The organism is Streptomyces sp. NBC_00344, assembly GCF_036088315.1.
In the GTDB taxonomy this organism is placed as follows: domain Bacteria; phylum Actinomycetota; class Actinomycetes; order Streptomycetales; family Streptomycetaceae; genus Streptomyces.
In genome coordinates this window covers 3,089,479-3,115,745 of the sequence record NZ_CP107996.1, presented here as the reverse complement: position 1 = coordinate 3,115,745, position 26,267 = coordinate 3,089,479, and the positions used below count along the sequence as shown (strand labels likewise).

Sequence of the window (26,267 nt, the reverse complement as noted above, 5' to 3'; positions counted from 1 at the left end):
AGAACCCGACGAACTCAGGCCGAAGGACCACCGGTCGCGAGGCGATCGCCGATGGTCCGGAGCCCGGCGAGATCGTGCACATCGCCGGGTAGGGCGGCCACTTCCGCCACCGGGACTTCGGGGTGGAGCGCGGTGAATCGGTCGCGGGTGCGCTGTTCGCGTGCGAGCACCTGCATGCGTTCGGCGTGCAGGCGCAGGAGATCGGCGGTGAGGGTGTCGACAGTGGGTTCTGCGGTGCTGGATCCGGTGGGTTCGGGAGGGGTGACCGTGTCGTCACGATCTCCTTTCTTCCCGGCCTCCTGATCCACAATGCGACCGTCTTCAAGATTTTCTGCGGCGGCCAGTGCCCGCTCGGCCGAGAGCCGGGCGGCGCCGCTGCCGTGCACCCGGTTGAGCACCAGACCGGCCAGCGGCATCTCCTCGGCGGCCAGCCGCTCCACGAAGTACGCGGCCTCGCGCAACGCGTCCCGCTCCGGCGCCGCGACCACCAGAAAGGCCGTACCGGGCGCCTGCAACAGCCGGTACGTCGCGTCCGCACGCGTGCGGAATCCGCCGAACATGGTGTCCATCGCGGCCACGAACGTCTGCACATCGCGCAGGAACTGGCCCCCCAGCAGCTTTCCGAGGGTGCCGGTCATCATCGACATGCCGACGTTGAGGAACTTCATGCCGGCCCGGCCCCCGGCCTTCGCAGGGGCCATCAGCAGCCGGATGAATTTCCCGTCGAGGAACGACCCCAGCCGCTTCGGCGCGTCCAGGAAGTCCAGCGCGGAGCGCGAAGGTGGGGTGTCCACGATGATCAGGTCCCACTCGTCCCGCGAGCGGAGCTGACCGAGCTTCTCCATCGCCATGTACTCCTGGGTACCGGCGAACCCGGCGGACAGCGACTGGTAGAAGGGGTTGTCCAGGATTGCTCGGGCCCGCTCACCGTCCGCATGCGCCTCGACGATCTCGTCGAAGGTGCGCTTCATGTCCAGCATCATGGCGTGCAGTTCGCCGTCGCCGGTGGCCTTGATGCCCTCCACCCGCCGCGGGATGTTGTCCAGCGAGTCGATGCCCATCGACTGGGCCAGCCTGCGGGCCGGGTCGATGGTGAGGACGACCGCCCGGCGACCGCGCTCGGCCGCCCGCACACCCAGCGCGGCGGCGGTCGTGGTCTTGCCCACGCCGCCGGAGCCGCAGCACACGATGATGCGGGTCGCCGGGTCGTCGAGCAGCGGGTCGATGTCGAGCGACGGCACCTGGTCCAGGGTCATGTGGTCGTATGCCTCCGCAGTTCCGTCGCGAGCCGGTACAGGCCGGCCAGGTCCATTCCCTCACCCAATAGCGGGAGTTCGTAGGTGGGGAGCTCCAACTCAGCTAGCAGGGAACGCTGTTCGCGCTCGAGCTCCACCCGCTCCGCGTGGTCCGCGGCCTCGGCGAGCAGCGGCGTGACAAGCTTCGCCGATCCGCTCACGCCGGCCCGGGTGAGCGCCTTGGCGACCTCCCTGCGGCGGTCGCCCGACACCGTGCGCACGTCCTTTCCGTCCAGCAGCGCGGGGCGGACCATGTTCACGATGACCTGGCCCACCGGAAGGCCGGCGGAGCGCAGTTCGGCGATGCCGTCGGCGGTCTCCTGCACCGGCATCTCCTCGAGCAGGGTCACCAGGTGGACCGCTGTCTCGGGGGACTTGAGCACCCGCATCACGGCCTGCGCCTGATTGTGTATCGGGCCGATCCTGGCCAGCCCCGCCACCTCGTCGTTGACGTTGAGGAAGCGGGTGATGCGGCCGGTGGGCGGAGCGTCCATCACCACGTGGTCGTAGGCGTACCGCCCGCTCTTGTCCTTGCGTCGTACGGCTTCGCAGGCCTTGCCCGTCAGCAGTACGTCCCGCACTCCGGGTGCGATGGTGGTGGCGAAGTCGATCGCGCCGAGCTTCTTCAGGGCCCGGCCCGCGCTGCCCAGCTTGTAGAACATCTGGAGGTAGTCGAGCAGCGCGCGTTCCGCGTCGATCGCCAGGGCGTACACCTCCCCGCCGCCCGGCGCCACGGCGATCTTCCGCTCCTCGTACGGAAACGCTTCCGTCTCGAAGAGCTGGGCGATGCCCTGTCTGCCCTCGACCTCGACGAGGAGCGTGCGTTTGCCCTCCGTCGCTAGGGCGAGCGCGAGTGCGGCGGCGACCGTGGTCTTTCCGGTCCCGCCCTTGCCGCTCACGACCTGAAGCCTGCTCACGTATTCGAGCCTAACCAGTCAGGCGCGGTACTACTCCGGAGGCCGTGGGTGACAGCGGCTACAGTCGCCGTATGGCCAAATGGGAATACGCGACTGTGCCGCTTCTGGTGCACGCGACAAAGCAGATTCTGGACACCTGGGGCGAAGACGGCTGGGAGCTCGTCCAGGTGGTGCCGGGACCGAACAACCCCGAGCAGCTGGTGGCGTACCTCAAGCGGGAGAAGGGCGCGTGAGCGGGGCCGTCGACGCACGCCTCGCCGAACTGGGACTGACCCTGCCGGCGGTCGTGCCGCCGCTGGCCTCGTATCAGCCGGCCGTGCGGTCGGGCGTGTACGTCTACACATCGGGCCAGCTCCCGATGGTGGACGGCAAGCTTTCGATGGTCGGGAAGGTCGGCGCGGAGGTCACCGCCGATGAGGCCAAGGACCTGGCGCGCACCTGTGCGCTGAACGCGCTGGCCGCTGTGAAGTCGGTCATCGGCGACCTGGACCGGGTGGAGCGGGTCGTGAAGGTCGTGGGCTTCGTGGCGTCGGCTCCGGACTTCACCGGACAGCCGGGCGTCGTCAACGGGGCGAGCGAACTGCTCGGCGAGGTGCTGGGAGAGCGTGGAGTGCACGCGCGCAGCGCGGTGGGTGTGGCGGTGCTGCCGCTGGACGCGCCGGTCGAGGTGGAGATCCAGATCGAGCTCCGGGCAGGCTGAGCGCACCGGGGCCGCCGGTCCACGCCGGCGCCACTGCCCGGGGAAGGCTCCGGGCAGTGGCCCGAGCGATCACCCCTCGAACATCGGCGCGAGACCGGTTAGCCTCCGCGCATGTCCAATGGTCAGTGGTACCCACCGGAATGGCCCGGCCGCATCCGTGCTCTGGCAGCCGGCGACCTCACGCCCGTCCAGCCCCGCAGGGCCGCCACCGTCATGCTGCTCCGCGATGACACCGGCGCAGTCCCCGGTCCCGCCGTGCACATGCTCCGCCGCCGCACCTCCATGGCCTTCGCCGGGGGCGCCTACGCCTATCCGGGCGGTGGGGTGGACCCGCGTGACGACGACCGGGCGGTCGCCTGGGCAGGGCCCAGCAGGGAAGCCTGGGGCACCCGGCTCGGAGTGGACGCGGCCGCCGCGCAGGCGATCGTGTGCGCGGCCGTACGGGAGACCTATGAGGAGGCCGGGGTACTGCTCGCCGGTCCCACCCCGGGCAGCGTGGTCAGCGACCTCTCAGGGGACGACTGGGAGGCGGACCGGGCTGCGCTGGTCGCCCGAGATCTCTCGTTCGCCGACTTCCTGGAGCGCCGCGGCCTGGTACTGCGCTCCGACCTGCTCGGTGCCTGGGCGCGCTGGATCACGCCGGAGTTCGAGCCCAAGCGGTACGACACGTGGTTCTTCGCCGCCGCCCTGCCGAGCGGCCAGCGCACCCGGAACGCTTCGACGGAGGCGGACCGTACCGTGTGGATCCGGCCTGCTGAGGCTGCCGCCGGTTACGACAGGGGAGAGCTGCTGATGATGCCGCCGACGATCTCGACGCTGCGCTCCCTCGAGCCGTACGCGACCGTGGCCGACGCGCTGGCCGGTGCGGACGACCAGGATCTCGAGCCGGTGCTGGCCCGGGCCCGCCTGGAGGCGGGTGAGCTGGTGCTGAGCTGGCCGGGGCACGACGAGTTCACCCGGCGCCTGCCCACGGCCGGAGACCCGGCATGAGTGAAGCAGCGGCCCTCCCAGGCCAGCCCAGGGGCAGTGTCGTCTCGGGGCCTGCATCGCCGCGGGCGGTGAACGTACTCGCGCCCAACGCGTCGGCGATGACGCTCGACGGCACCAATACCTGGATCGTGTGCGAGCCAGGCTCGGAACTGGCGGTCGTCATCGACCCCGGCCCGCTCGACGACGTACACCTCCGGGCCGTGATCGCCACCGCGGAACGGGCGGGCAAGCGGGTCGCCACGACGCTGCTGACCCATGGCCATCCGGACCACGCGGAGGGTGCGGCACGGTTCGCCGAGCTGACGCGGAGCCCGGTCAGAGCCCTGGACCCGGCGCTGCGGCTCGGCGACGAAGGGCTCGCGGCGGGCGACGTCATCACGACGGGCGGTCTGGAACTGCGCGTCGTACCGACCCCGGGGCACACCGAGGATTCCCTCTGCTTCCATCTCCCCGCCGACCGGGCGGTCCTGACGGGTGACACGGTCCTCGGGCGCGGTACGACGGTGGTGGCGCACCCCGAAGGGCGGCTCGGCGACTATCTCGACTCGCTGCGGCGGCTGCGGTCCCTGACCGTGGACGACGGTGTGCACACGGTCCTGCCGGGGCACGGGCCGGTTCTCGAGGACGCCCAGGGAGTGGTCGAGTTCTATCTCGCACACCGGGCGCATCGCCTCGCCCAGGTGGAAACGGCGGCCGAAGGCGGCCTGACCTCGGCACCGGAGATCGTGGCGCAGGTGTATGCGGACGTCGACCGTTCCCTCTGGCCCGCCGCGGAACTCTCGGTGCGGGCGCAGCTGGAGTATCTGCGGGAGCACGGGCTGATCTGAGCCCGGAGGCGGAAACGTGTGAGGGGCGGCCCGCTCGGCGGGCCGCCCCTCACGTGAGCCAGGGTGCTAGCGGGAACGCTTGGCCAGGCGCTCCACGTCCAGCAGGATGACCGCGCGGGCCTCCAGCCGCAGCCAGCCGCGGCCGGCGAAGTCGGCCAGGGCCTTGTTGACCGTCTCCCGTGAGGCGCCGACCAGCTGGGCCAGCTCTTCCTGGGTGAGGTCGTGGACGACGTGAATGCCCTCCTCCGACTGCACGCCGAAGCGGCGGGACAGGTCGAGGAGCGCTCGGGCGACACGGCCCGGGACGTCCGAGAAGACCAGGTCGGACATCTGGTCGTTGGTCTTGCGCAGTCGGCGTGCCACCGCACGCAGCAACGCCGTGGCCACCTCGGGGCGGACGTTCAGCCAGGGCTGGAGGTCGCCGTGGCCCAGGCCGAGGAGCTTGACCTCGGTGAGCGCGGAAGCCGTGGCGGTGCGCGGGCCCGGGTCGAAGAGGGACAGCTCGCCGATCAGCTCGCCGGGACCCAGGACCGCCAGCATGTTCTCGCGGCCGTCGGGGGAAGTGCGGTGCAGCTTTACCTTGCCCTCGGTGACCACATACAGGCGGTCGCCGGGGTCGCCCTCGTGGAAGAGGGCGTCGCCACGGGCGAGCGTCACCTCACTCATCGAGGCGCGCAGCTCAGCGGCCTGCTCGTCATCGAGCGCCGCGAAGAGCGGGGCGCGCCGCAGAACGTCGTCCACGAGTTCTCTCCTTGTCGACCTGCTCAGGGGACCGGCTGACCCCATCATGCCGGACGGGTCAATCAGTGTGATCAGTCACAAGTTTGACGTACCGCCTTTCCGGCTTGTGCGGGAGGGGGCCGATTGGGTTGGTGATTGGCTGTGACCGGGGCGGATGTCGGTGGCTGGCTCTAGTCTGGCCGGGTGTCCAAAACGCCGTGAGAGTACGGGTCAAGGGGGGCTGAACGGGTGCCGGCGAGCAATAATTCTGCTGTGGGCGAACAGTCGCCCACCCGGGCGAAGAAAGCCGTAAACGCGGCCAAACCGGTGAAGGGGCCCTAGATGGCTGAGACGGCTGAGCCATCAGAGGGAGACAAGGGAGCGGAGGGCCACGTGCCTGCGGAGAAGGCCGAACAGAAGCGGAAGCCCGCGAAGAAGGCGGCTGCGCCGCGCACGAGCGCGAAGACGGCGAAGTCCGGTGAGTCTGCCGAGGCGGCGGTCGGCGACGCCGCAGGTGCGCCTGTGCGAGCAGAGTCGTCGAGGGTGCCCGCTAAGACTGCGAAGACATCTGCGAAGTCCTCCAAGGCGCCCGCAAAGGCTGCGAAGGCGCCCGCAAAGTCCGCGAAGACGCCCGTGAAGGCCGCGAAGACGCCCGTGAAGTCCGAACGGGCGGTGAAAGCCGTCAGAATTCCCGCGTCCGAATCCCGCACGGCTCTGGTCCGCCGGGCGCGTCGGATCAACCGGGAGCTCGCCGACGTCTATCCGTACGCCCACCCCGAGCTCGATTTCGAGAACCCCTTCCAGCTGCTGCTGGCCACGGTCCTCTCCGCTCAGACCACCGACCTGCGGGTCAACCAGACGACGCCCGCGCTCTTCGCGGCTTACCCGACGCCCGAGGACATGGCGGCCGCCGACCCCGAGAAGCTGGAACAGATTCTCCGGCCGACCGGCTTCTTCCGGGCGAAGACCAGATCCGTCCTGGGCCTCTCCACGGCGCTGCGGGACAACTTCGGGGGAGAGGTGCCGGGCCGCCTGGAGGATCTGGTGACGCTCCCGGGTGTCGGGCGCAAGACGGCCAACGTGGTGCTGGGGAATGCCTTCGGCGTGCCGGGGATCACGGTGGACACCCACTTCGGACGGCTGGTGCGCCGCTGGAAGTGGACGGCCCAGGAGGATCCGGAGAAGGTCGAGGCGGAGATCTGTGCGCTCTTCCCCAAGAGCGACTGGACGATGCTCTCGCACCGCGTCGTCTTCCACGGCCGCCGGATCTGCCACGCCCGTAAGCCGGCCTGCGGCGCCTGCCCGATCGCACCGCTGTGCCCCTCGTACGGCGAGGGTGAGACCGACCCCGAGAAGGCGCAGAAGCTCCTGAAGTATGAGAAGGGCGGCTATCCCGGTCAGCGGCTGAAGCCCCCGGCCGGCTATCCGGGGCAGCCTGCTCCCCCGCTGGCGGCCGGGTGACAGCGGGACGGAACGATCGGACCGGCCGCAGGCGTTGGGAAAGGCGGGGGTGCCGATGAAGCGCGCTGGAGATACCCACACAGGCCGGGCCCAGGAGGGCCCGGTCGTCGTGACGGACCGCGGCCTGCCCGGATGGCTGGCGCCTGTGGTGAAGGCAGCCGGGACCGTCCAGCCCGAGCAGCTCAGCAGGTTCCTGCCGCCGGAGAGCGGCAGCGGACGGCAGTCCGCCGTGCTGATCCTCTTCGGCGAGGGCGGATCCGGGCCGGAGCTGCTGCTGATGGAGCGAGCCGGCAGCCTGCGGTCGCACGCCGGACAGCCCTCCTTCCCGGGCGGCTCCCTCGACCCGGAGGACGGTGACCCGGAGACCACCGGGCCGCTGCGGGCTGCCCTGCGCGAGGCCGAGGAGGAGACCGGACTCGATCCGTCGGGTGTCCAGCTCTTCGGCGTGCTGCCCCGGCTCTACATCCCGGTCAGCGGTTTCGTCGTGACGCCGGTGCTCGGGTGGTGGCGTGAGCCCACACCGGTGCGGGCCGTGGACAGCGGGGAGACCGCCCGGGTCTTCACGGTCCCCGTGGCGGATCTCACGGACCCCGCCAACCGGGTGACAACCGTCCATCCCAGCGGTCACCGGGGCCCCGCATTTCTGGTCGAATCCGCCCTGGTCTGGGGATTCACCGCCGGAGTGATCGACCGAATCCTGCACTTCTCCGGCTGGGAGCGTCCATGGGACCGCACCAAGCAGGTCCCGCTCGACTGGCGCTCATGACAGGCTGGCCGACGTACTGCGCCACCTGGGGGACGCCGCGAACCGTCGCGGCCCTCCCGGGGACCGCACCACAGGCCGGATGATCGTGACCGGCGACGAAAAGCGAGGCTCACGACGGTGAACGTGCTGGATATCCTGCTGCTGCTGGCCGCCGTGTGGTTCGCGGTCATCGGCTACCGACAGGGTTTCGTCGTCGGCATCCTGTCGGTGATCGGCTTCCTCGGCGGCGGCCTGATCGCCGTCTATCTGCTGCCGATCATCTGGGATCAGCTCACGGAGAAGTCCGACGTCTCCACGGCGGCGACCGTCATCGCCGTCGTTGTCGTGATCGTGTGTGCGTCCGTCGGACAGGCCTTCACCACACATCTGGGCAACAGACTCCGCCGCTTCATCACCTGGTCTCCGGCGCGCGCCCTGGACGCCACCGGCGGCGCGCTGGTCAATGTGTTCGCGATGCTGGCGGTCGCCTGGCTGATCGGATCGGCCTTGGCGGGCACCACGCTGCCCACCCTGGGCAAGGAGGTCCGAAGCTCCAAGGTGCTTCTCGGTGTCTCCCGGGTGGCGCCGCCCCAAGCCAACAACTGGTTCGCCGACTTCTCGTCGGTGCTCGCCCAGAACGGCTTTCCCGAAGTCTTCAGCCCCTTCGCCAACGAACCGATCACCGAGGTCAGCCCGCCCGACCCCGCCCTTGCCAACAGCCCGGTCGTGGAGACCGCGCGGAGGTCCGTCGTCAAGGTCGTCGGCACCGCGCAGAGCTGCAGCAAGGTACTGGAGGGCTCGGGCTTCGTCGTCGCGAACCGCCGGGTGGTCACCAACGCCCACGTGGTCGGCGGTGTCGACGAGCCGACGGTGCAGATCGGCGGCGAGGGCAAGCTGTACGACGCGAAGGTCGTGCTCTACGACTGGGCTCGCGACATCGCCGTGCTGGACGTGCCGGACCTGAACGCCCCCGTGCTGCGGTTCACCGACACCAACCACGACGCCCGCAGCGGCGACAGCGCGATCGTCGCCGGCTTCCCGGAGAACGGCTCGTACGACGTCCGCTCCGCCCGTGTCCGCGGCCGCATCAACGCCAGCGGCCCGGACATCTACCACCGCGGCACGGTGACCCGGGACGTCTACTCACTCTTCACCACCGTCCGCCAGGGGAACTCCGGCGGCCCGCTGCTGACACCCGACGGCCGGGTCTACGGGGTGGTCTTCGCCAAGTCGCTGGACGACACCCATACCGGCTACGCCCTGTCGGCCGACGAGATCCGCCAGGACATCGCCCAGGGCCGCTCGGCGAACCAGCAGGTCGACACCCAGGGATGCGCACTGTGAGGCTCACCGTCATCGGCGGCGGAGGTTTCCGCGTACCGCTGGTGTACGGCGCGCTGCTGCGCGACCACGCGGCCGGCCGGGTCACCCATGTCACGCTGCACGACGTGGACCCGGCCCGGCTGACCGCGGTCGCGCGGGTGCTCGCCGACCAGGCGGCGGGTATGCCGGATGCGCCGGAGGTCCGTACCACCACTGACCTCGACGACGCCCTGCGCGGCGCCGACTTCGTGTTCTCGGCGATCCGGGTCGGCGGTCTCGCGGGCCGTGCCGCCGACGAACGGGTGGCCCTGGCAGAGGGCGTGCTGGGTCAGGAGACCGTCGGCGCGGGCGGGATCGCCTACGGACTGCGGACGGTTCCGGTCGCCGTGGACATCGCCGAACGCGTCGCCAGGATCGCTCCGGACGCCTGGGTCATCAACTTCACCAATCCGGCAGGTCTGGTGACCGAGGCGATGGCCGCGCAGCTCGGCAGCCGGGTCATCGGCATCTGCGACTCACCGGTGGGGCTCGGGCGCAGGGTCGCCCGCACGCTGGGGACCGACCCCGATCGCGCCCGGTTCGACTACGTCGGTCTCAACCATCTGGGATGGCTGCGCGGGCTGTACGCCGGCGTGGCGGACGGCGAGGACGGCGCCGAGCGGAATCTGCTGCCGGCGCTGTTCGAGGACGAGGCGCTGCTGACCTCCTTCGAGGAGGGCAAGCTCTTCGGCGCGGAGTGGCTGCGCACCATCCGCTCGGTGCCCAACGAGTATCTGCACTACTACTACTTCAACCGCGAGACGGTCGCCTCCTACCGGCAGGCCGAACAGACCCGCGGCGCATTCCTCCACGACCAGCAAGCGCGGTTCTACGACCGGATGGCGCACTCCGCGACGCCGGCCTGGCAGGCCTGGGACAGCACGCGCGCCGAGCGTGAGGCGACCTACATGGCGGAGAACCGCGAGACCGCGGGAGCGGGCGAGCGGGCCGCCGACGACCTGGAGTCCGGTGGGTACGAAAAGGTCGCGCTCGCCCTGATGAGGGCCATCGCCAGGGGCGAGGAAACCACGCTCATCCTCAACGTCCCCAACCGCGGCACCCTCGGTGTCCTCGACGCGACAGCCGTCATCGAGGTCCCGTGCAGGGTCGACGCGAACGGTCCGCGGCCGTTGCCGGTCACGCAGCTGGCGGGCCACGAGGCCGGTCTTGTGACCGCCGTGAAGGCCGTCGAACGCTGCGTACTGGAAGCGGCGGAGAGCGGATCGGCGCGGGCGGCAGTGCAGGCGTTCGCACTGCACCCGCTGGTCGATTCCGTGAATGTGGCGAGGCGGCTGCTCGATGGTTACCGGGGTGTCCACCCGGGCCTCGACTACCTCAGGATGCGCTGAACCTCAGAGCGGCCGGTCAAGGCCTGGAATGCCGCAGCCGGGCCGAGACCCAGCGAGCCCGGCGGCGGATTATGCGCGGAATACCGAGACGGGAATCGAGCGCCCGGATACGCGGGCCGCCCCTCTCGTGGGTGCTCGGACCTGTGGTCGAGCGGCGGTTGCGTGCTGCGTCACCGTAGTCGTGCGTCCAGCCCATACCCCGACGTTTGCCCGTGCCTCAAGGTCGGTAATCGCGCCTCGGGGGGCCAATTGGCGTATGCGCCAGGCATTTGGCTGTTCGTAGGACAAGCGTTCCCACGTGGTTGCCGGGTGGTCTACGGCCGGGTCACGAGCACGGGCCGCATCAGGCCCCCGGGAAGGTCTGGTCGGGCCGGGTGCCAGAGCCGCCGTCAGGTCTCCTGCGAAGTCCCGCCGGGCATCCGTTGGGCACCCGTCGTCGCCGCCGGGGCCCACGGTCAGGCGACCGGTTGTCGGATCACCGGTCGGGTCAGCGGTCGTCGGGTCACCGGTCGTCGGGTCACCGGTCGGGCCCTGGCCGGGTCACCGGTCGTCGGGTCACTGGTCAGGTCTGGTCGGGTCACCGGTCAGGTTCCGGATCCCTGAGCCAGTTGATGAGCTCTGCCGAGAAGGCGGCGGGGTCCTCCTCCTGCGGGAAGTGCCCCAGGCCGTCGAACAGCCGCCAGCGATACGGCGCTTCGACGTACTGCCCCGACCCTGCCGCACTGCGGGTGCGCATCACCGGGTCGAGCGATCCGTGCAGATGCAGCGTCGGAACCCGGACCGGGCGCTTCATCCGCCGGTTGAACTGGATGCCGTCGGGACGCGCCAGCGAGCGCACCATCCACCGGTACGGCTCGATCGAACAATGGGCCGTCGAAGGGATCGACATCGCCCGCCGGTACATGTCCACCGCGTTGTCATCGGGCCGCGCGGGCCCCGACCACTCACGTACCAGGCGGCCCACCAGAGCCGCGTCGTCGGCGGTGAGCTGACGCTCCGGCAGCCAGGGCCGCTGGAACCCCCAGATGTAGGACCCGGACCTGCTCTGGCCGAAGTCCGACAGCATCGCGGAGCGCCAGCGCCGCGGGTGGGGCATCGAGGCCACGGCCAGTCGGCGCACCAGCTTCGGCCGCATCACGGCAGCCGTCCATGCCAGATAGCCGCCCAGATCGTGCCCGACCAGCGCGGCATCGGGCTCGCCGAGGGAACGGATCACCCCGGTGATGTCGAGAGCGAGGTTGGCGGGGTCGTATCCCCGGGGCGTACGGTCGCTGCCGCCCACACCCCGCAGATCCATGGCCACCGCACGGAATCCGGCGTCGGCGAGCGCCGTCAGCTGATGCCGCCAGGTCCACCAGAACTGCGGGAACCCGTGCAGGAGCAGTACGAGCGGTCCGTCACCGGCCTCCGTGATGTGAAAGCGGGCACCATTGGCCGCGACATCGCGGTGGATCCAGGGCCCGTCGAGACGTACGACGGAGCCCGATTCGGCAGAAGCGGTCATGCAGACGAGCGTGCCACAGCCGCAGCCCTGTCGGTTACCGCCGGGGTGGCGTTCGCGTTTCCGTTCGGACCGCCGTCCACGATTGCCCTCTCCAGGGCGGGGCGGGGATGCGGCTTGACTCCCTGGAGCACGGCCGCCGTCTCCTTGGCCGACGCGATGGTCTTCTCCGGCGGCTTGACCTTCTTGAACCTGTTGACGGCGAGCAGCGAGAGGATTCCGGCAAGCAGCAGGAACGCTCCGCCCACGATCAGGAACGACCAGGCAAGGCCCATGCCCAGATTGTGGATGCCGTACGCGGCGGCGAAGCTCAGTACCGGCAGGGAGAACAGTGCGAACACTCCTGCTACGGAGATCGCGGCTCCGCCGGTGGCTCCCCGCTTGACGTCCTGGCGCAGTTCGGCCTTGGCCAAGGCGATTTCATCGTGCATCAGGGCGGACATCTCGGCGGTCGCCGATGCGACCAACTGGCCGAGACTGCGCTCGGCGGTGCCGACAGGGCGGCTGGGGTGGCTCATCGCTGAATCCCTCTTCTCTTCCGCGGCGTCTTGCGGCTGCTTCTTGAGCTGTCGTCTGATGTCTTCGTCGTACTGCTTCGTCTTCTCGAACGTTCCGTTCCGCATGCGTGTCTGCACAGGTTCTGTTCCGAGGGTCCGATGTCAGATCATGCCCGACTGGCCCCGTCCCCGCTTGCTGCACCCGTCCGACGGGCGATGTCACGTTCCACCGGGGGGTTCTGACGAGGCGTCTGGAGCGTGCTCCGACCGGAGCTCATCCGACTGTGCTGCCTCGTGCCCCGCCGGGCCTTCCGTGAGACGTTCCGTGGGGTGTGCCGCCGGGGGCTCAGGGGGGAGGCGCTGCGGGGTGCCGCCCCGCCGGAGGTTCTGCGGGTTCGCCCTCACTGTCGTGGAGTGCGCGGTACCGGCGGTTACGCAATCTCAGCAGTACGGAAGAGAACACGGCAGCGATCAGCGAACCCAGCAGCACGGACGCCTTGACCTCACCGGTCAGGGTGCTGTTTCCGGCGAAGGCGAGTTCTCCGATGAGCAGCGAGACGGTGAATCCGATCCCGGCGAGTGCCGACACGGCGAACACATCGGGCCAGGCCAGCTCCTTGTTGAGCTCTGCCCTCGTGAAACGCGCGGTCAGCCAGGTACCGCCGAAGATGCCGACGGTCTTGCCGACGACCAGCCCCAGCACCACGCCCAGGGTCTCCGGACTGCTGAACACATCGACGAGCGCGCTGCCCGAGACGGGTACCCCGGCGGCGAACAGCGCGAACAGAGGTACTGCGATCGCGGCCGAGAACGGGCGGACCAGATGTTCGATGTACTCACCGGGAGAACGAGTCTCGCCTTCGCGGCGGGTGCAGCGGAGCATCAGACCCATGGCGACGCCGGCGACGGTGGCGTGTACTCCGCTGTTGTACATCAGACCCCAGATGATCAGGGCGAGCGGGACGTAGATGTACCAGCCGTGCACGTTCATACGGAGCAGCAGCCAGAAAGCGGCCAGGGCGAGTGCGGCGCCGCCGAGTGCGGCGAGATCGATGTCTTCGGTGAAGAACACCGCGATGATCAGGATGGCGAACAGATCGTCGACGACGGCAAGCGTCAGCAGAAACGCGCGCAACGCCGACGGCAGCGACGTTCCGATCACTGCGAGGACGGCGAGCGCGAACGCGATATCGGTTGCAGTCGGCACCGCCCAGCCGTCCATCGAACCCTCACCGATGGTGTTGACCAGCGCATACACGAGGGCTGGCGTGACCATCCCACAGAGCGCCGCGATGACGGGCAGTGCGGCCCGCCTGGGATCCCGTAGCTCACCCGCGACCAGTTCGCGTTTGAGTTCGATCCCGGCAACGAAAAAGAAGATCGCGATCAGCCCGTCGGCTGCCCAGTGCTCCACGGAGAGATGCAGCCCCAGCTCAACGGGGCCGATATGGAAGGCACCGACCGATCGATAGCTGTCACTCAAAGGGGTGTTGGCCCAGATCAGGGCAACGACCGCAGCGATCAGCAGCAGCACGCCACCGACGGTTTCGGTGCGCAGCGCTTCCGCGAGATAGGTCCGTTCGGGGAGCGGGAGGCGACCGAGGAATGTCCGGCTGGAGCTGGAGCTGGAGCTGGAGCTGGAGCTGGGGTCTGGGCTCGAGCTCGGTTTCGGGTCGGGCGCGGCCACGAGGGGTCCTCCGGTCAGTTGGACAGCACAGAACACATGCCGACCAGACTTCCCGGCGCACCATCGATCTCCGCTACACCGTACTGGGCTGCACCGGGAAGTATCCGATGAGCATCACCCTATGCGGCGACGCCGGTCCGGCACGGCATGTGCGAGGTGCGTCAACCCGGGCCGGACAACCTGCGCCGCCGGGCATTCCCCGCCGTCGGCCGGCGCTCAGCACGCGAACGCTGTGGGGTGGCCGACCCGGGGCGGCCACCGCGGATGGGTGCCACCCCGGGTGGCCTCCCGGACGATGCCCCCCGGTTGACCTCTCCGGACGTTCTCACGCGTGGCTGCCGGCCATCCGGTTGCGGCCACCTGGGAGGGCATCCCCGCTGCCGAGGGCATGGCCGTCATGCTCGGTCACGCACGGCCGGACGTTCACGCGGGACGGCCTGCGGCGCTCGGCCGTCCCGCCTTCGCAGCAGCGATTCACCGCCATGCGGATGGTCGCAGCAGGTCCGAGGATCGACAGCGTCCCAGCGTCCCGAACCTCCGACGATGCAATGTCAGATGGTTCTGTCCCCGGACGCCCGGCTGCTGCAGCCTCGGATGATCCGCTTTCCGGATGCCTCGGCTGCTGCGGCCCCGACGATCCCGCCGCTGCAGCCCCGGCTCAGTCCTCGCTGGACGCGCTGGGCAGCTTCGTCTGGATCAGATCCATCACCGTGGAGTCCGTGAGCGTGGTGACATCGCCCAGTTCACGGTTCTCTGCGACATCCCGCAGCAGGCGCCGCATGATCTTCCCGGACCGTGTCTTGGGCAGTTCGGCCACCGGCAGAACCCGCTTGGGCTTGGCGATCGGCCCGAGCACCGCACCCACGTGATTGCGGAGCTCCGTGGACAGATCGTCGGATTCCGCAGCCGTACCCCGCAGGATCACGAAGCCCACGATCGCCTGTCCCGTGGTCTCGTCGGCGGCGCCGACGACCGCCGCCTCTGCGACTGCCGGGTGCGAGACGAGCGCGGACTCGACCTCGGTGGTCGAGATGTTGTGTCCGGACACCAGCATCACGTCGTCGACCCGGCCCAGCAGCCAGAGGTCGCCGTCGGTGTCCTTCTTGGCGCCGTCGCCTGCGAAGTACTTGCCCTCGAAGCGTGACCAGTACGTGTCGAGGAAGCGCTGGTCGTCGCCCCAGATGGTGCGGAGCATCGACGGCCATGGCTCGGTCAGTACGAGATAGCCACCACCACCGTCCGGTACTTCGCGGGCCTCGTCATCGACGACGGTGGCGGAGATGCCGGGCAGCGCGCGCTGAGCCGATCCGGGCTTGGTGGCCGTCACGCCCGGCAGCGGCGAGATCATCATCGCCCCGGTCTCGGTCTGCCACCAGGTGTCCACGATGGGGCACTTGTCGGCGCCGATGTTCTTCCGGTACCACATCCAGGCCTCGGGGTTGATCGGCTCACCGACCGACCCGAGGACCCGCAGCGACGACAGGTCGAACTTGGCGGGGATGTCGTCTCCCCACTTCATGAACGTACGGATCGCGGTCGGCGCGGTGTAGAGGATCGAGACACCGTACTTCTGGACGATCTCCCAGAACCGGCCCTGGTGCGGGGTGTCCGGGGTGCCCTCGTAGATGACCTGGGTCGCACCGTTGGCGAGCGGCCCGTACACGATGTACGAGTGGCCGGTCACCCAGCCGATGTCGGCCGTGCACCAGTAGACATCGGTCTCCGGCTTCAGGTCGAAGACCGCATGGTGGGTGTACGCGGTCTGGGTCAGATAGCCGCCTGAGGTGTGCAGAATCCCCTTCGGCTTCCCCGTCGTGCCCGAGGTGTAGAGGATGAACAGCGGGTGCTCCGCCTCGAATGCCTCCGGGGTGTGCTCGGTGGACTGACGCGCCACGAACTCGTCCCACCACACGTCCCGGCCCTCGGTCCACGTGGTGTCCTGGCCGGTGCGCCGGACCACGAGCACATGCTCGACCTGCGGGCACTTCGCGACCGCCTCGTCGATCGCCGGCTTCAGCGCGGAAGGCTTCCCGCGCCGGTAGCCGCCGTCGGATGTGATGACCAGTTTGGCGTCGGCGTCCTGGATGCGGGAGGCGACGGCGTCGGCGGAGAAGCCGCCGAAGACCACCGAGTGCGCGGCACCGATACGGGCGCAGGCGAGCATCGCCACAACGGCTTCCGGGATCATCGGCAGATAGACCGCGACCCGGTCACCCTTGGCGATCCCCAGCTCGACGAGAGCATTCGCGGCCTGCGACACCTCGTCCTTGAGCTGCGCGTAGGTGATCGACCGGCTGTCGCCGGGCTCACCCTCGAAGTGGATGGCGACACGGTCGCCGTTGCCGGCCTCGACGTGCCGGTCGACGCAGTTGTAGGCGACGTTGAGCTCACCGTCGGCGAACCACTTCGCGAACGGCGGGTTGGACCAGTCGAGCGTCTCGGTGGGCTCGGTGGCCCAGCTCAGCCGCCTGGCCTGATCAGCCCAGAAACCCAGCCGGTCCGCTGCTGCCTGCTCGTACGCCGCCGCGGTCACGTTGGCGTTCGCGGCCAGCTCGGTGGGCGGCATGAAGCGCCGCTCCTCCTTGAGCAGGTTGGCCAAGCTTTCGTTGCTCACGAGATCGCCCTTTCGATAATGCCTTTATGTCCCAGGCCATAGCTCATCAGCCCGTAGGTCACTCTGACAAGGGCCAGCCATGAGAAATTGGTTTAGACCTATGCTCGGCGACGGTGGTTGAGGTCCGCTCCTTCCTGGCTGCGACCGCCCGAGCGGCGGACTGCTTCGCCTCAGGCGGGAGCCACCTGGGCGAAGACCCCGTCCAGTTCATGGGGATCGGCGAGCAGATACGCCTGGGCCTCACCGACGTGGAAGTACATACCGTGCAGCTCCAGTTTGCCCTCCGTGAGCCGTCTTGCCACCGACTCGTGAGCCCTCAGATGTTCCAGCTGCTGGATGATGTTGGTCAGGCAGAGTTGCTCGATCTCGTCGTCCGGCATCCGCCCGGAGATCCGTGCCCAGGAGTGACCCCGGTTCAGCATCCGCTCGAGGCTGGGACGTCCGTGCCTCAGCCAGCGTTGCAACGGTGTCTGCGGCACATCCGGCGAGGTGTTCAACAGGGCTGTCATCGCTCCACAGCCGGAGTGTCCGCATACGGTGATGGACTCGACACCCAGGATGTCCACCGCGTACTCGATCGCCGCCGCCACCGAGTCGTCGGAGGCCTCTTCTCCGGGCAGTGGTACGAAATTCCCCACATTGCGCACAGTGAACAGATCGCCGGGGCCACTCGATGTGATCATGCTGGTGACCAGCCTGGAGTCGGCGCAGGTGAGAAACAGCTGCGAGGGCCGCTGCCCCTCGCGGGCGAGCCGGGCCAGCTCCTCTCTCACCAGTGGAGCCGTGTTGCGCTGGAATGAACTGAGCCCACTGGTGAGCCGAAGGCTCCCCGGTCCTTTGAGCGCTGTGATGTCAGGTGCGCTGTCCGCCGCCGGAGCCGGCTGCGCGGCGTGGTCGTCGCAGTGGTGATTGCGCCATGGCGTCCAGGGTCTGCAGCAGTTGTGCGCGGCAGACGGGGGCTCGGCGATCCGTGTCCCGGCCCGGCCGGTGACCTCCACCCGGCCGCCCTGCGCGACATGGGTCTCCTGCCAGTGCTGCAGGGTCTCGAAAGCGGCATGGTCCATGAACGAACCGTCCAGCTCCACCACCGCGTGCGCGCCATGTGGCACCTGGCTGAGCGTCCGGCTCAGCCGTGGCACCGCCAAGAAGGTCAACTGGCCACGCGCCCGCAGACGGTGAACGCTGTTTCTCTCCTCCAAGGTGATCCGGGTCCTGGCCAGGCGGTGCAGTGCCAGTCCGACCGCGACCGCGATTCCGATCGCCACCCCTTCCATCACGCCGGCGAGCAGCACCCCGCCAACGGTGGCGACGTACACCAGGAACTCACGGTGCTTGTGAACATTGCGGATGTGCGCGTAGCTCACCATCTGGACGCCGACGACCATCACCAGGGCGGCCAGCGCCGCAAGCGGCACGCACTCCAGGGCGATGGCCAGAAGTCCCGCGGCGAGCAACATCCACAGGCCGTGCAGCACGGTGGAGGCGCGGCCGGTCGCGCCGGCCCGTACATTCGCCGTGCCGCGCACCGCTCCACCGGAGACCGGCATCCCGCCCAGTAGCCCGGATACGGCGTTGGCGATCCCCTGCCCTCGCAACTCACGGTCAAGATCGGTACGGCTGACGGTGTTTCCGGGGCGGTCCGCCGTCAGCTTGTCCACCGCCACTGCCGAGAGAAGTGACTCGAGGCTCGCCACCAGCATCACCGTGAATGTGGCGGTGATCAGTCCGAGTGCCGGGCCGTGCGGCATTTCGGGCAGCAGGTGTGCCGACCAGGAAGGCAGATCCACTCGGGCGATGTCAGGGGCCGCGACCGCGGCCACTGCGGTAGCCGCGGCGACCGAGGTGAGTGCGGCGGGGATCTTGCGCAGTGCCCTGCCCGGGCGGCCGGGGATTCGTGGCCACAGGACCAGTACCGCGATGGTGAGTCCGCCGACCAGCGGTGCGCCCGGGCTGACACGGCTCAACTGCCCGGGTAATGCCAGTGCGTTGGCAACCGCCGAACTCTGCGGCGTACCGCCGAGCACGATATGCAGTTGCGCGAGTGCGATGGCCACGCCGATGCCGGCGAGCGTGCCGTGCACGATGGCGGGGGACACGGCCAGTGCGCCGCGGGCCATCCGCAGGGAACCCAGCAGCAGCTGGAGAAGCCCGGCACCGACGGTGATGGCACAGGTGGTGCGCCAGCCGTAGGACTGGATCAGCCCGGCGGTGACCACGGTCAGACCGGCGGAGGGTCCACTGACCAGCAGCGCGGATCCGCCGAGCAGACCGGCGACGATGCCGCCCACGGCGGCCGCAAGCAGTCCTGCTTCCAGCGGGGCGCCGATGGCGACAGCCAGCCCCAGGGACATGGGGACGGCAATCAGGAAGACCGTGATCGAGGCGGACAGATTGGCTCCCGTGATGCGGAATCGGGGCCTGTGGTCAGGGCGGTTCGAGACGCAGGTAGTCATGGTTCCCGTCTCCTCCGGGGCGGCGCGGTCGCGGAAAAGGGCGACGTGGCCGCAGGTCACGGCTAGCAGTGGCGGGGAGTATCAATTCTTGGTAAATGGATCGTAATCCAAAGCAAAGGATGAATGTGAACATACGGTGCAAATGGTCGATGACTTCACTCGATCCGGTGATCGAATCGCGTGTCTCGACTGAAGTGGCGGAAAGGGGGCGCGGGCAGGGTGCGGCGGAAATGCCCGGAGGGCTGGGTGTCAGCTGACACCCAGCCCTCCGAGGCGCCCGGGCGGGCGCCGACGCACCGTCAAGAAGCGGAAGCCGCCTCGGCATAGCGTTCACCGAGGACGAAGGTGGGATCGACTTGGGCGGCTAGATCGGCACCTGTCTTCTCGTTCCCCCAGCTCTCCGCGTTCCGCAGATGGAAGTGCACCATCTGACGGGTGTAGCGCTCCCAGTCGCGGTCGGCGTAGCTGTCCTCGGCTGCATCCTGCAGAGCCTGGAGGGCCAGCCGGTTACCGGCTTCGAGCAACTCGAAGCGAGGCGGGCGGCCCTTCTCCATCGCCCGGACCCAGTCCGAGTGGCCGAGGGTGACGAGCAGGTCCTCGCCGATCTCGGTGCGCAGGAATTCCAGGTCATCGGCGTCCCGCACCTTGTTCCCGACAACCTTGAGCCCGACGCCGAAGTCGCGCGCGTACTCCTTGTACTGGCGGTACACGGAGACACCCTTCCTGGTGGGCTCGGCCACCAGGAAGGTCAGGTCGAAACGCGTGAACATACCGGAGGCGAACGAGTCCGAACCGGCGGTCATGTCGATGACCACGAACTCCTCGGGCCCGTCAACGAGATGGTTGAGGCAGAGCTCGACCGCGCCGACCTTGGAGTGGTAGCAGGCCACGCCCAGATCGGCCTCGGTGAAAGGCCCCGTCGCCATCAGTTTGATCTCACCGTCGTCAAGCGAGACCGGGCGTGCACAGGCGTCGTACACCGGATTGTCCTCACAGACCCGGAGCAACCGCGACCCCTCGCCGGGTGGCGTGGTTTTGATCATCGTTTCTGCTGAGGTGATACGGGGGTTGGTGCCGCGCAGATAGTCCTTGATCAGCGGCAGGTGTGCCCCCATCGCCGGCAGCGCGGCGGACGCCTGGTCTTCGAGCCCGAGGGCGGCACCCAGATGCTGATTGATATCCGCATCCACGGCGAGGACGGGCGCCTCGTTGGCGGTCAGGTGGCGGATGAAGAGAGAGGACAGCGTGGTCTTGCCGCTGCCGCCCTTCCCTACGAAAGCGATCTTCATGTTCACGAAGAGTAGTTGAGTGAACGCATTGAGTGGGGCAGGTAAGTGAAGAAGACCACTCCAAGGTGGGGTCGCTGCCCGGGACGCGTAGCCTCGCTTGCTATGACTGCGTTCTCCCGGAGGGCAGCCGCCGGATCCCAGGCGACTCCTCCCGATGCTTCAGATCCTCTCGCCGCACTGGGCCAGCTGCCTGGTGTCGGTGACGCCGTGGACTCCGTGCGCAAGGCCGTGGACCAGGTGTACGGGCACAGAGTCATGCGGCGGCGCAGTAGTGAGGTGACGGCGGAAGCGGCTCTGCGTGGGTCGCGCGGCTCAGCAGCCCTGGCTGGAGCGGACTGGGCGCTCGAAGAGGTACGCAGGCGCACTGACTTCAGCGGCGAGCCCGAGGCGCGTACCGTCGGCGCCGCTCTGCGGTTGTCTGCCGAGGCGGGGCAGCTGCTGTCCATCTGGCGCCAGTCCCCGCTGCGCGTGCTGGCGCGGCTGCACCTGGTGGCCGCGGCCGATTCCGGCGACACGGTGGGCCGCCCGCGGCTGGCGGGAGAAAAGGCGGACGAGCCGCTGATTGAGCTCCCTCTCCCCGGCGCCGAAGAAGTGGCTGTAAGGCTGGAGGGTCTGTCTCAACTGGTCATCCGCGGAAGTTCGGCCCCGGCGTTGGTGACGGCGGCCGTCGTGCACGGCGAACTGCTGGCTCTGCGGCCCTTCGGGTCGTGCAACGGCCTGGTCGCGAGGGGAGCCGAGCGGATCGTGCTGATCGGCAGCGGCCTGGATCCCAAGTCGATCTGTCCTGCGGAGGTCGGCCACGCGGAACTCGGACGGGCGGCCTACGTCGCGGCGCTGGACGGTTACGTGTCGGGAACGCCAGAGGGTATGGCGGCGTGGATCGTGCACTGCGGACGCGCGGTGGAACTGGGGGTCCGGGAGTCCACTGCCGTGTGTGAGGCGATGCAGCGCGGCGCGGCGTAGGCCCGCCATCACGCCATTTCGGCCGGATCCTCGGCTGCGGTGTCCGGCATCGTCACGGGCTGGGAGTCCTGCTCCGGTCCGGCGCTGAGACTCAAAGATAAAAAAGGGCGGCGGTACCGATCGGTACCGCCGCTGTCATGTCCGCCGAGTTACCAAGCGTCCTCGTAAATTTGCCCATCAGGTCGGGAACGTGGCCCGTCACCTGGTGCGGCTGGCCCGTAATCGACGGGTCGACGTCGCGTGGGTGCTCGGTTTTCATGCGCGGTCCGTGGGGCCTTCATGCGGTTTCAGGTCATCCTCTCGGACGTCCTTGGTCTCGCGGGCCGTTGAATCCTTTCTACTCCTGTCGCCGAGCAAGGGGAAGCCCCCGCAACAGTTCTTTACTTTCTGGTTCAAATGCGGGCAAAGCTGCCACGTCGCCGACCTGCTCGGCTGCCTCTGTTCGCGTACCAGACAAGGCCGGCGGTAGCCGCTGCCGCGCCGACGGCGGCCGCGGCGACCAGCGCGGGGCGAGTCGGCATCCGCAGTGCCGGCAGCCGCTGCTTCAGCCTGACCGGACGGTTGAAGACGAGAATCGGCCAATCCCTCGACATCGCTTCCCTGCGTAGCGCCCGGTCGGGGTTGACAGCGTGGGGGTGGCCCACCGACTCGAGCATCGGGACATCGGTCGCCGAGTCGCTGTACGCGTAGCAGCGTGACAGGTCGTACCCCTCGGACTCGGCGAGCTCTTTGACGGCCTCGGCTTTGGTCGGGCCATACGCGTAATACTCCACTTCACCCGTGAAGCAGCCGTCCGTGCCCACCACCATCCGGGTGGCGACGACGCGGTCCGCGCCGAGGAGTTCTCCGATGGGCTCGACCACCTCCGCGCCCGAAGTGGAGACGATCACCACATCCCGGCCGGCGGTGTGATGCTCCTCGATGAGCGAGGCGGCTTCGTCGTAGATGATCGGGTCGATCAGATCGTGCAGTGTCTCGGCCACGATCTCCTTGACCTGCTGGACGTTCCAGCCCTTGCAGAGGGCGGAGAGATACGCACGCATCCGCTCCATCTGGTCATGATCCGCGCCACCGGCGAGGAATACGAACTGGGCGTAGGCAGTGCGCAGTACGGCACGGCGGTTGATCAGCCCGCCCTGGTAGAACGACTTGCTGAAGGTCAGCGTCGACGACTTGGCGATGACCGTCTTGTCGAGGTCAAAGAAGGCGGCTGTGCGAGGCGACGAGTGGTTTTCCACAACGCCGAGCATAGGTGCCCGCCATTCGGCTTACGCTGTGGCGCGTGGGTTTGCCTGAGAAGGCCTTCGGGTACACCATGGAAGTCACGGATCGTTCGCGACCGTGCTATCCCCGTCCGGCTCCTCCCCCCCCCGAGTCGGACGTGGGGACGACCCCAGCTCTCCCCCCCGGCTGGGGTCGTCGCATGTCCGGACGCGTTTTCGCCGTGACGTCCGGCCTCGATCGCCTTTCGAGGGTCATGTGGGACACCCTCCTCCGCTGGTCTGAAGCGCCCTCCCCGCCTTGATACCCGTCACTGACAGTAGTCGCCAGGGTGCTCTCCGGATGTCACCGATAAGAGCGACGGACATATTCACAACTGTTGAGTCGTCCACAGTTTTCGAGCAAGATCCACTCAATTTCACGGATCCCTGCACGGTGAATCCCGTCGTGAAGTCCGCAGCTCGTTCGCGGCAGCTTCACGGCTCGAAGGAATCAATGTGAGAGGGGGCGGAAGATCGTGACTGGATCCATCACACCTGACCGGCGGCCGGCCACCGATGGACGGCCCGGCGGGCCGCTGATCGTCACCGAGGACGCGGCTCTCCTGGACGATCTCCTGCGGCTGTGCGCGGCAGCGGGAGCGGAACCAGAAGTTCACCACGGAGTTCCGGAGCGAAGGGGCGGGTGGGACAGCGCCCCCCTGATCCTCGTGGGCGACGACGCGGCTGCCCGGGTGCGGGGCAGCACCCGCAGATCGGGGGTGTACCTCGTGGGGAGGGACCAGGACGACCCCGAAGTCTGGCGGCGGGCTGTGGAGATCGGCGCCGACCACGTGCTGCGGCTGCCCGACGCCGAGAACTGGCTCGTCGAGCGCATCGCCGACGTGGCCGAAGGGGTTGGCCACCAGGCGCTGACCGTCGGGGTGATCGGCGGGCGGGGCGGGGCCGGCGCATCAACACTGGCGTGCGCTCTGGCGGTCACAGCGGTCCGGAGCGGCCAGCGCACCGTGCTCATCGACGGGGACCCACTGGGTGGCGGACTCGATGTGCTCCTCGGCGGTGAACACACGGAAGGCAGACGATGGCCGGATTTCGCCCGCTCCAAAGGGCGGGTCGGCGGAAGTGCGCTCGAGGAATCCCTGCCGGAAGTGCACGGTCTGCGGATCCTCAGCTGGGACAGGACGGACTCGGTGACGATCGCACCCGAGGCGATGCGCGCCGTCCTGGCAGCGGCGCGCCGAGGCGGAGGGGTGGTGGTCGTGGATCTGCCGCGGCGTGTCGACGAAGGTGTCGCAGAGGCTCTGGCCCAGCTGGACCTCGGGCTGCTGGTGGTTCCGGGAGAGCTCAGGGCGGTTGCGGCGGCGGCCCGGGTGGCGTCGATGGTGGGCATGGTCCTGCAGGATCTGCGGGCCGTGGTGCGGGGGCCCTACGCATCGGGTCTAGACGAGGAGTGGGTGGCCCGAGCACTTGAGCTCCCTCTCGTCGGCGAACTCCCCGTCGAGGAAGGGCTGCTCGGCACGGAGCACGGCGCCCCACCGGGCAGCCGGGCACGGGGGCCGCTGGCCAGGTTCTGCACAGCGTTCTGGGAGCAGGCCCTGGCCGGGGGAACCGTCTCATGAGCGGGGGTACGACCGCCGGGGGGACATCGTTCACCGGCGGCACACCGCCCCTGCTGGACGCCGTGAGGCAGCGGCTGGCGGAGAGTGGTGCCGAACCCACTCCGGCTCGGGTAGCTGCGGCGCTGAGGGCCCAGGGGCGGCTGCTCGGCGATACCGAAGTCCTCGGAGCAGCCCGGGAAGTGCGCTCCGAGCTCGTCGGCTCGGGCCCCCTCGAGACGCTGCTCGCCGATCCGACGGTTACCGATGTGCTGGTTGCCGCTCCCGATCGGGTGTGGGTGGACCGGGGTGGTGGACTCGAACTGACAGATGTCGCCTTCCCGGACGCTGCCGCGGTGCGCAGGCTGGCGCAGCGGCTCGCAGCCGTGGCCGGGCGAAGGCTCGACGACGCCAGGCCGTGGGTGGACGCCCGGTTGCCGGACGGCACCCGTATGCATGCCGTGCTGGAACCAGTGGCTATCGGATCGACATGTCTCTCTCTGCGGGTGGTGCGGCCGAAGGCCTTCTCGCTGGCGGAGCTCGTGGCGGCGGGGACGGTCCCGCCGGGCGGTGACCGGGTGCTGAGGGCGCTGATCGACGCCCGGATGTCCTTTCTGGTCAGTGGGGGGACCGGTTCGGGAAAGACAACGCTTCTCTCCTCACTGCTGGGCCTGGTGGGCCCTGCGGAGCGGATTGTGCTCACCGAGGACTCCGCTGAGCTGCGCCCCGACCACCCGCATGTGGTGCGGCTGGAGTCCCGGCCCCCGAACCAGGAGGGCGCGGGCAGGGTGACTCTGCGGGATCTGGTTCGCCAGGCGCTGCGAATGCGGCCCGACCGCCTGGTCGTGGGTGAGGTGCGCGGAGCCGAGGTCACTGAACTGCTCGCCGCTCTGAACACCGGTCACGAGGGCGGCTGCGGGACCGTGCATGCCAACGCCGCCGTCGATGTCCCGGCACGTCTCGAAGCGCTGGGGACGGCTGCCGGGCTGGACCGCGCGGCACTGCACAGTCAGCTGGCATCCGCGCTGGCCGTGGTCGTCCATCTTGTTCGGGACCGGAGTGGACGGCGCAGAGTCGCGGAAGTGCATGTGCTGGAGCGGGACAGCGGCGGGCTTGTCGTGACTGTGCCGGCACTGGTGTGGGGTGCCGATGCCTTCGTCCCCGGGCCGGGCTGGGCGCGCCTGCGATCGATGATCGCAGGCGCGCTGTGACCGCCCTCGCCACGGTGGCGATGCTGTGTGCGGTCTCGGTGCTCAGATTGCTGGCCGTGCGGGAGCGCGGGCTTCGCAGGGCGAGGCTGCTCTTCGCTGGGGGCGCCCACGGCTCGGGCTTGGACGATCCGGGATGGTTCGGCCCGCTCCGGAGCCGGGTGCGCGGGCGGCTGCGGAGAGAGTGGCTGTGCCTGCCGGTGGCAGGGGCGATCGCCGTGTTGGGCGGATCGGTGCTGCCATTGCTTGCAGGGGCACTGGCGGTGCCTCTGCTGGGACGCAAGCTGCGGGGAGCTGCTGAGCTGCGGGAACAGTTGCGGCGAACCGACGCGGTGATCGCGCTCTGCGTGGCGGTGGCGGGTGAGCTGAGGGCTGGCCGGCAGCCGGGGGAGGCGCTGCTCACCGCCGGACGCGGTGCCGGCGCATTGGGGGCGGCGGAAGCCGCGGTACTGGCGGCGGCGCGCTTCGGCGGGGATGTGTCCGAGGCGCTGCGACGGGCGGCGCGAGAACCGGGAGCGGGCGGCCTGGTCGGCGTGGCCGCCTGCTGGCGAGTGTCCGTGGACGGTGGTGCCGGGCTCGCGTCCGGGCTTGACGGGTTGGGGGGCGCTTTACGGGCAGAGCGTGATCAGCGGGCGGACCTCCGGGCCGAGCTGGCCGGCGCCCGCTCGACGGTGGTGGTCCTCGCGCTCCTGCCGATAGGCGGTCTTCTGCTCGGCACTGCTCTGGGCGCGCACCCGCTGTGGACCCTTCTGCACACCCCGGCGGGTTGGTGCTGCCTGCTCGCGGGCGGGGTGCTGGAGGCGGCAGGGCTGTTCTGGGCGGGGCGGATCGTACGGGCAGGGGAGGACGCATGAGCGGGGGAGCCATGGCGGAT

At 69.0% G+C, this 26,267-nt stretch carries 24 protein-coding genes; 12 read left to right on the top strand and 12 right to left on the bottom strand.

Annotated features, from left to right (window positions below; all coding sequences use genetic code 11):
* Positions 1-14 precede the first annotated feature (14 nt).
* A complete protein-coding gene (locus OHS16_RS14050) occupies positions 15-1,256 on the bottom strand; it encodes an ArsA family ATPase (protein ID WP_328537532.1) in 1,242 nt (413 codons plus the stop codon).
* Positions 1,253-2,212 carry an ArsA family ATPase gene (locus OHS16_RS14045; protein WP_328537531.1) on the bottom strand — a complete coding sequence of 320 codons (960 nt, stop codon included), beginning with the start codon at positions 2,210-2,212 and terminating at the stop codon, positions 1,253-1,255. Before OHS16_RS14045 ends, OHS16_RS14050 begins: the two co-directional genes overlap by 4 nt.
* A gap of 71 nt (positions 2,213-2,283) precedes the next feature.
* On the opposite strand from OHS16_RS14045, the gene OHS16_RS14040 reads away from it, so the two are divergent.
* The 4 genes from OHS16_RS14040 (at position 2,284) to OHS16_RS14025 (ending at position 4,729) form a co-directional block, all read left to right on the top strand.
* Positions 2,284-2,445 (top strand): DUF4177 domain-containing protein, encoded by a 162-nt coding sequence (locus OHS16_RS14040; RefSeq protein WP_328537530.1) that lies wholly within the window; start codon positions 2,284-2,286, stop codon positions 2,443-2,445.
* Positions 2,442-2,912, top strand: a complete 471-nt coding sequence (locus tag OHS16_RS14035) for a RidA family protein (RefSeq protein WP_328537529.1) — start codon at positions 2,442-2,444, stop codon at positions 2,910-2,912. Before OHS16_RS14040 ends, OHS16_RS14035 begins: the two co-directional genes overlap by 4 nt.
* Positions 2,913-3,023: 111 nt before the next feature.
* Complete coding sequence (locus OHS16_RS14030) at positions 3,024-3,902, top strand: NUDIX hydrolase (RefSeq protein ID WP_328537528.1); 879 nt, start codon at positions 3,024-3,026, stop codon at positions 3,900-3,902.
* Complete coding sequence (locus OHS16_RS14025) at positions 3,899-4,729, top strand: MBL fold metallo-hydrolase (protein WP_328537527.1); 831 nt, start codon at positions 3,899-3,901, stop codon at positions 4,727-4,729. The genes OHS16_RS14030 and OHS16_RS14025 overlap by 4 nt, the downstream gene beginning before the upstream one ends.
* 66 nt (positions 4,730-4,795) lie before the next feature.
* Here the strand turns inward: OHS16_RS14025 and OHS16_RS14020 are convergent, their stop codons facing one another.
* A complete protein-coding gene (locus OHS16_RS14020; protein WP_164258843.1) occupies positions 4,796-5,470 on the bottom strand; it encodes a Crp/Fnr family transcriptional regulator in 675 nt (224 codons plus the stop codon).
* 321 nt (positions 5,471-5,791) lie between these two features.
* On the opposite strand from OHS16_RS14020, the gene nth reads away from it, so the two are divergent.
* From nth to OHS16_RS14000, 4 genes are all read left to right on the top strand, one after another.
* A complete protein-coding gene (gene nth / locus OHS16_RS14015; protein WP_328537526.1) occupies positions 5,792-6,910 on the top strand; it encodes an endonuclease III in 1,119 nt (372 codons plus the stop codon).
* A 55-nt stretch (positions 6,911-6,965) separates the two neighbouring features.
* Positions 6,966-7,676 (top strand): NUDIX hydrolase, encoded by a 711-nt coding sequence (locus tag OHS16_RS14010; RefSeq protein ID WP_328537525.1) that lies wholly within the window; start codon positions 6,966-6,968, stop codon positions 7,674-7,676.
* 117 nt (positions 7,677-7,793) lie between these two features.
* Positions 7,794-8,999: a MarP family serine protease gene (locus OHS16_RS14005; RefSeq protein ID WP_328537524.1), complete on the top strand. Its 1,206-nt coding sequence runs from the start codon at positions 7,794-7,796 to the stop codon at positions 8,997-8,999.
* Positions 8,996-10,366: a 6-phospho-beta-glucosidase gene (locus tag OHS16_RS14000; RefSeq protein WP_328540840.1), complete on the top strand. Its 1,371-nt coding sequence runs from the start codon at positions 8,996-8,998 to the stop codon at positions 10,364-10,366. The genes OHS16_RS14005 and OHS16_RS14000 overlap by 4 nt, the downstream gene beginning before the upstream one ends.
* Before the next feature lie 16 nt (positions 10,367-10,382).
* On the opposite strand, the gene OHS16_RS13995 is transcribed toward OHS16_RS14000, so the two are convergent.
* The 7 genes from OHS16_RS13995 to OHS16_RS13965 form a co-directional block, all read right to left on the bottom strand.
* A complete protein-coding gene (locus tag OHS16_RS13995; RefSeq protein WP_328537523.1) occupies positions 10,383-10,562 on the bottom strand; it encodes a hypothetical protein in 180 nt (59 codons plus the stop codon).
* A 381-nt stretch (positions 10,563-10,943) separates the two neighbouring features.
* Positions 10,944-11,870, bottom strand: a complete 927-nt coding sequence (locus OHS16_RS13990; protein ID WP_328537522.1) for an alpha/beta fold hydrolase — start codon at positions 11,868-11,870, stop codon at positions 10,944-10,946.
* Positions 11,867-12,385, bottom strand: a complete 519-nt coding sequence (locus tag OHS16_RS13985) for a phage holin family protein (protein WP_328540839.1) — start codon at positions 12,383-12,385, stop codon at positions 11,867-11,869. The genes OHS16_RS13990 and OHS16_RS13985 overlap by 4 nt, the downstream gene beginning before the upstream one ends.
* Before the next feature lie 325 nt (positions 12,386-12,710).
* Positions 12,711-14,051, bottom strand: a complete 1,341-nt coding sequence (gene nhaA, locus OHS16_RS13980; RefSeq protein ID WP_328537521.1) for a Na+/H+ antiporter NhaA — start codon at positions 14,049-14,051, stop codon at positions 12,711-12,713.
* A 658-nt stretch (positions 14,052-14,709) separates the two neighbouring features.
* Positions 14,710-16,665, bottom strand: coding sequence for an acetate--CoA ligase (gene acs, locus OHS16_RS13975; protein ID WP_328537520.1), 1,956 nt, complete (start codon positions 16,663-16,665; stop codon positions 14,710-14,712).
* A 170-nt stretch (positions 16,666-16,835) separates the two neighbouring features.
* Positions 16,836-19,118, bottom strand: coding sequence for a SulP family inorganic anion transporter (locus OHS16_RS13970; protein WP_328537519.1), 2,283 nt, complete (start codon positions 19,116-19,118; stop codon positions 16,836-16,838).
* A 299-nt stretch (positions 19,119-19,417) separates the two neighbouring features.
* Entirely contained in the window at positions 19,418-20,407 is a 990-nt protein-coding gene (locus OHS16_RS13965) for an ATP-binding protein (RefSeq protein ID WP_328537518.1), read from the bottom strand.
* A gap of 102 nt (positions 20,408-20,509) precedes the next feature.
* Here OHS16_RS13965 and OHS16_RS13960 point away from each other — a divergent pair, with 102 nt between their 5' ends.
* Positions 20,510-21,370: an oxidoreductase gene (locus tag OHS16_RS13960; RefSeq protein ID WP_328537517.1), complete on the top strand. Its 861-nt coding sequence runs from the start codon at positions 20,510-20,512 to the stop codon at positions 21,368-21,370.
* A gap of 91 nt (positions 21,371-21,461) precedes the next feature.
* Here the strand turns inward: OHS16_RS13960 and OHS16_RS13955 are convergent, their stop codons facing one another.
* Entirely contained in the window at positions 21,462-21,629 is a 168-nt protein-coding gene (locus OHS16_RS13955) for a hypothetical protein (RefSeq protein ID WP_328537516.1), read from the bottom strand.
* Positions 21,630-21,762: 133 nt separating this feature from the next.
* Positions 21,763-22,620, bottom strand: coding sequence for an HAD family hydrolase (locus OHS16_RS13950; protein WP_328537515.1), 858 nt, complete (start codon positions 22,618-22,620; stop codon positions 21,763-21,765).
* A 488-nt stretch (positions 22,621-23,108) separates the two neighbouring features.
* Here OHS16_RS13950 and ssd point away from each other — a divergent pair, with 488 nt between their 5' ends.
* The 3 genes from ssd to OHS16_RS13935 are packed head-to-tail and all read left to right on the top strand — an operon-like array spanning position 23,109 to position 26,247.
* Positions 23,109-24,209 (top strand): septum site-determining protein Ssd, encoded by a 1,101-nt coding sequence (gene ssd / locus OHS16_RS13945; protein ID WP_328537514.1) that lies wholly within the window; start codon positions 23,109-23,111, stop codon positions 24,207-24,209.
* A complete protein-coding gene (locus tag OHS16_RS13940) occupies positions 24,206-25,396 on the top strand; it encodes a TadA family conjugal transfer-associated ATPase (protein ID WP_328537513.1) in 1,191 nt (396 codons plus the stop codon). Before ssd ends, OHS16_RS13940 begins: the two co-directional genes overlap by 4 nt.
* Positions 25,397-25,416: 20 nt before the next feature.
* Positions 25,417-26,247, top strand: coding sequence for a type II secretion system F family protein (locus tag OHS16_RS13935; RefSeq protein WP_328540838.1), 831 nt, complete (start codon positions 25,417-25,419; stop codon positions 26,245-26,247).
* Positions 26,248-26,267: the final 20 nt, after the last annotated feature.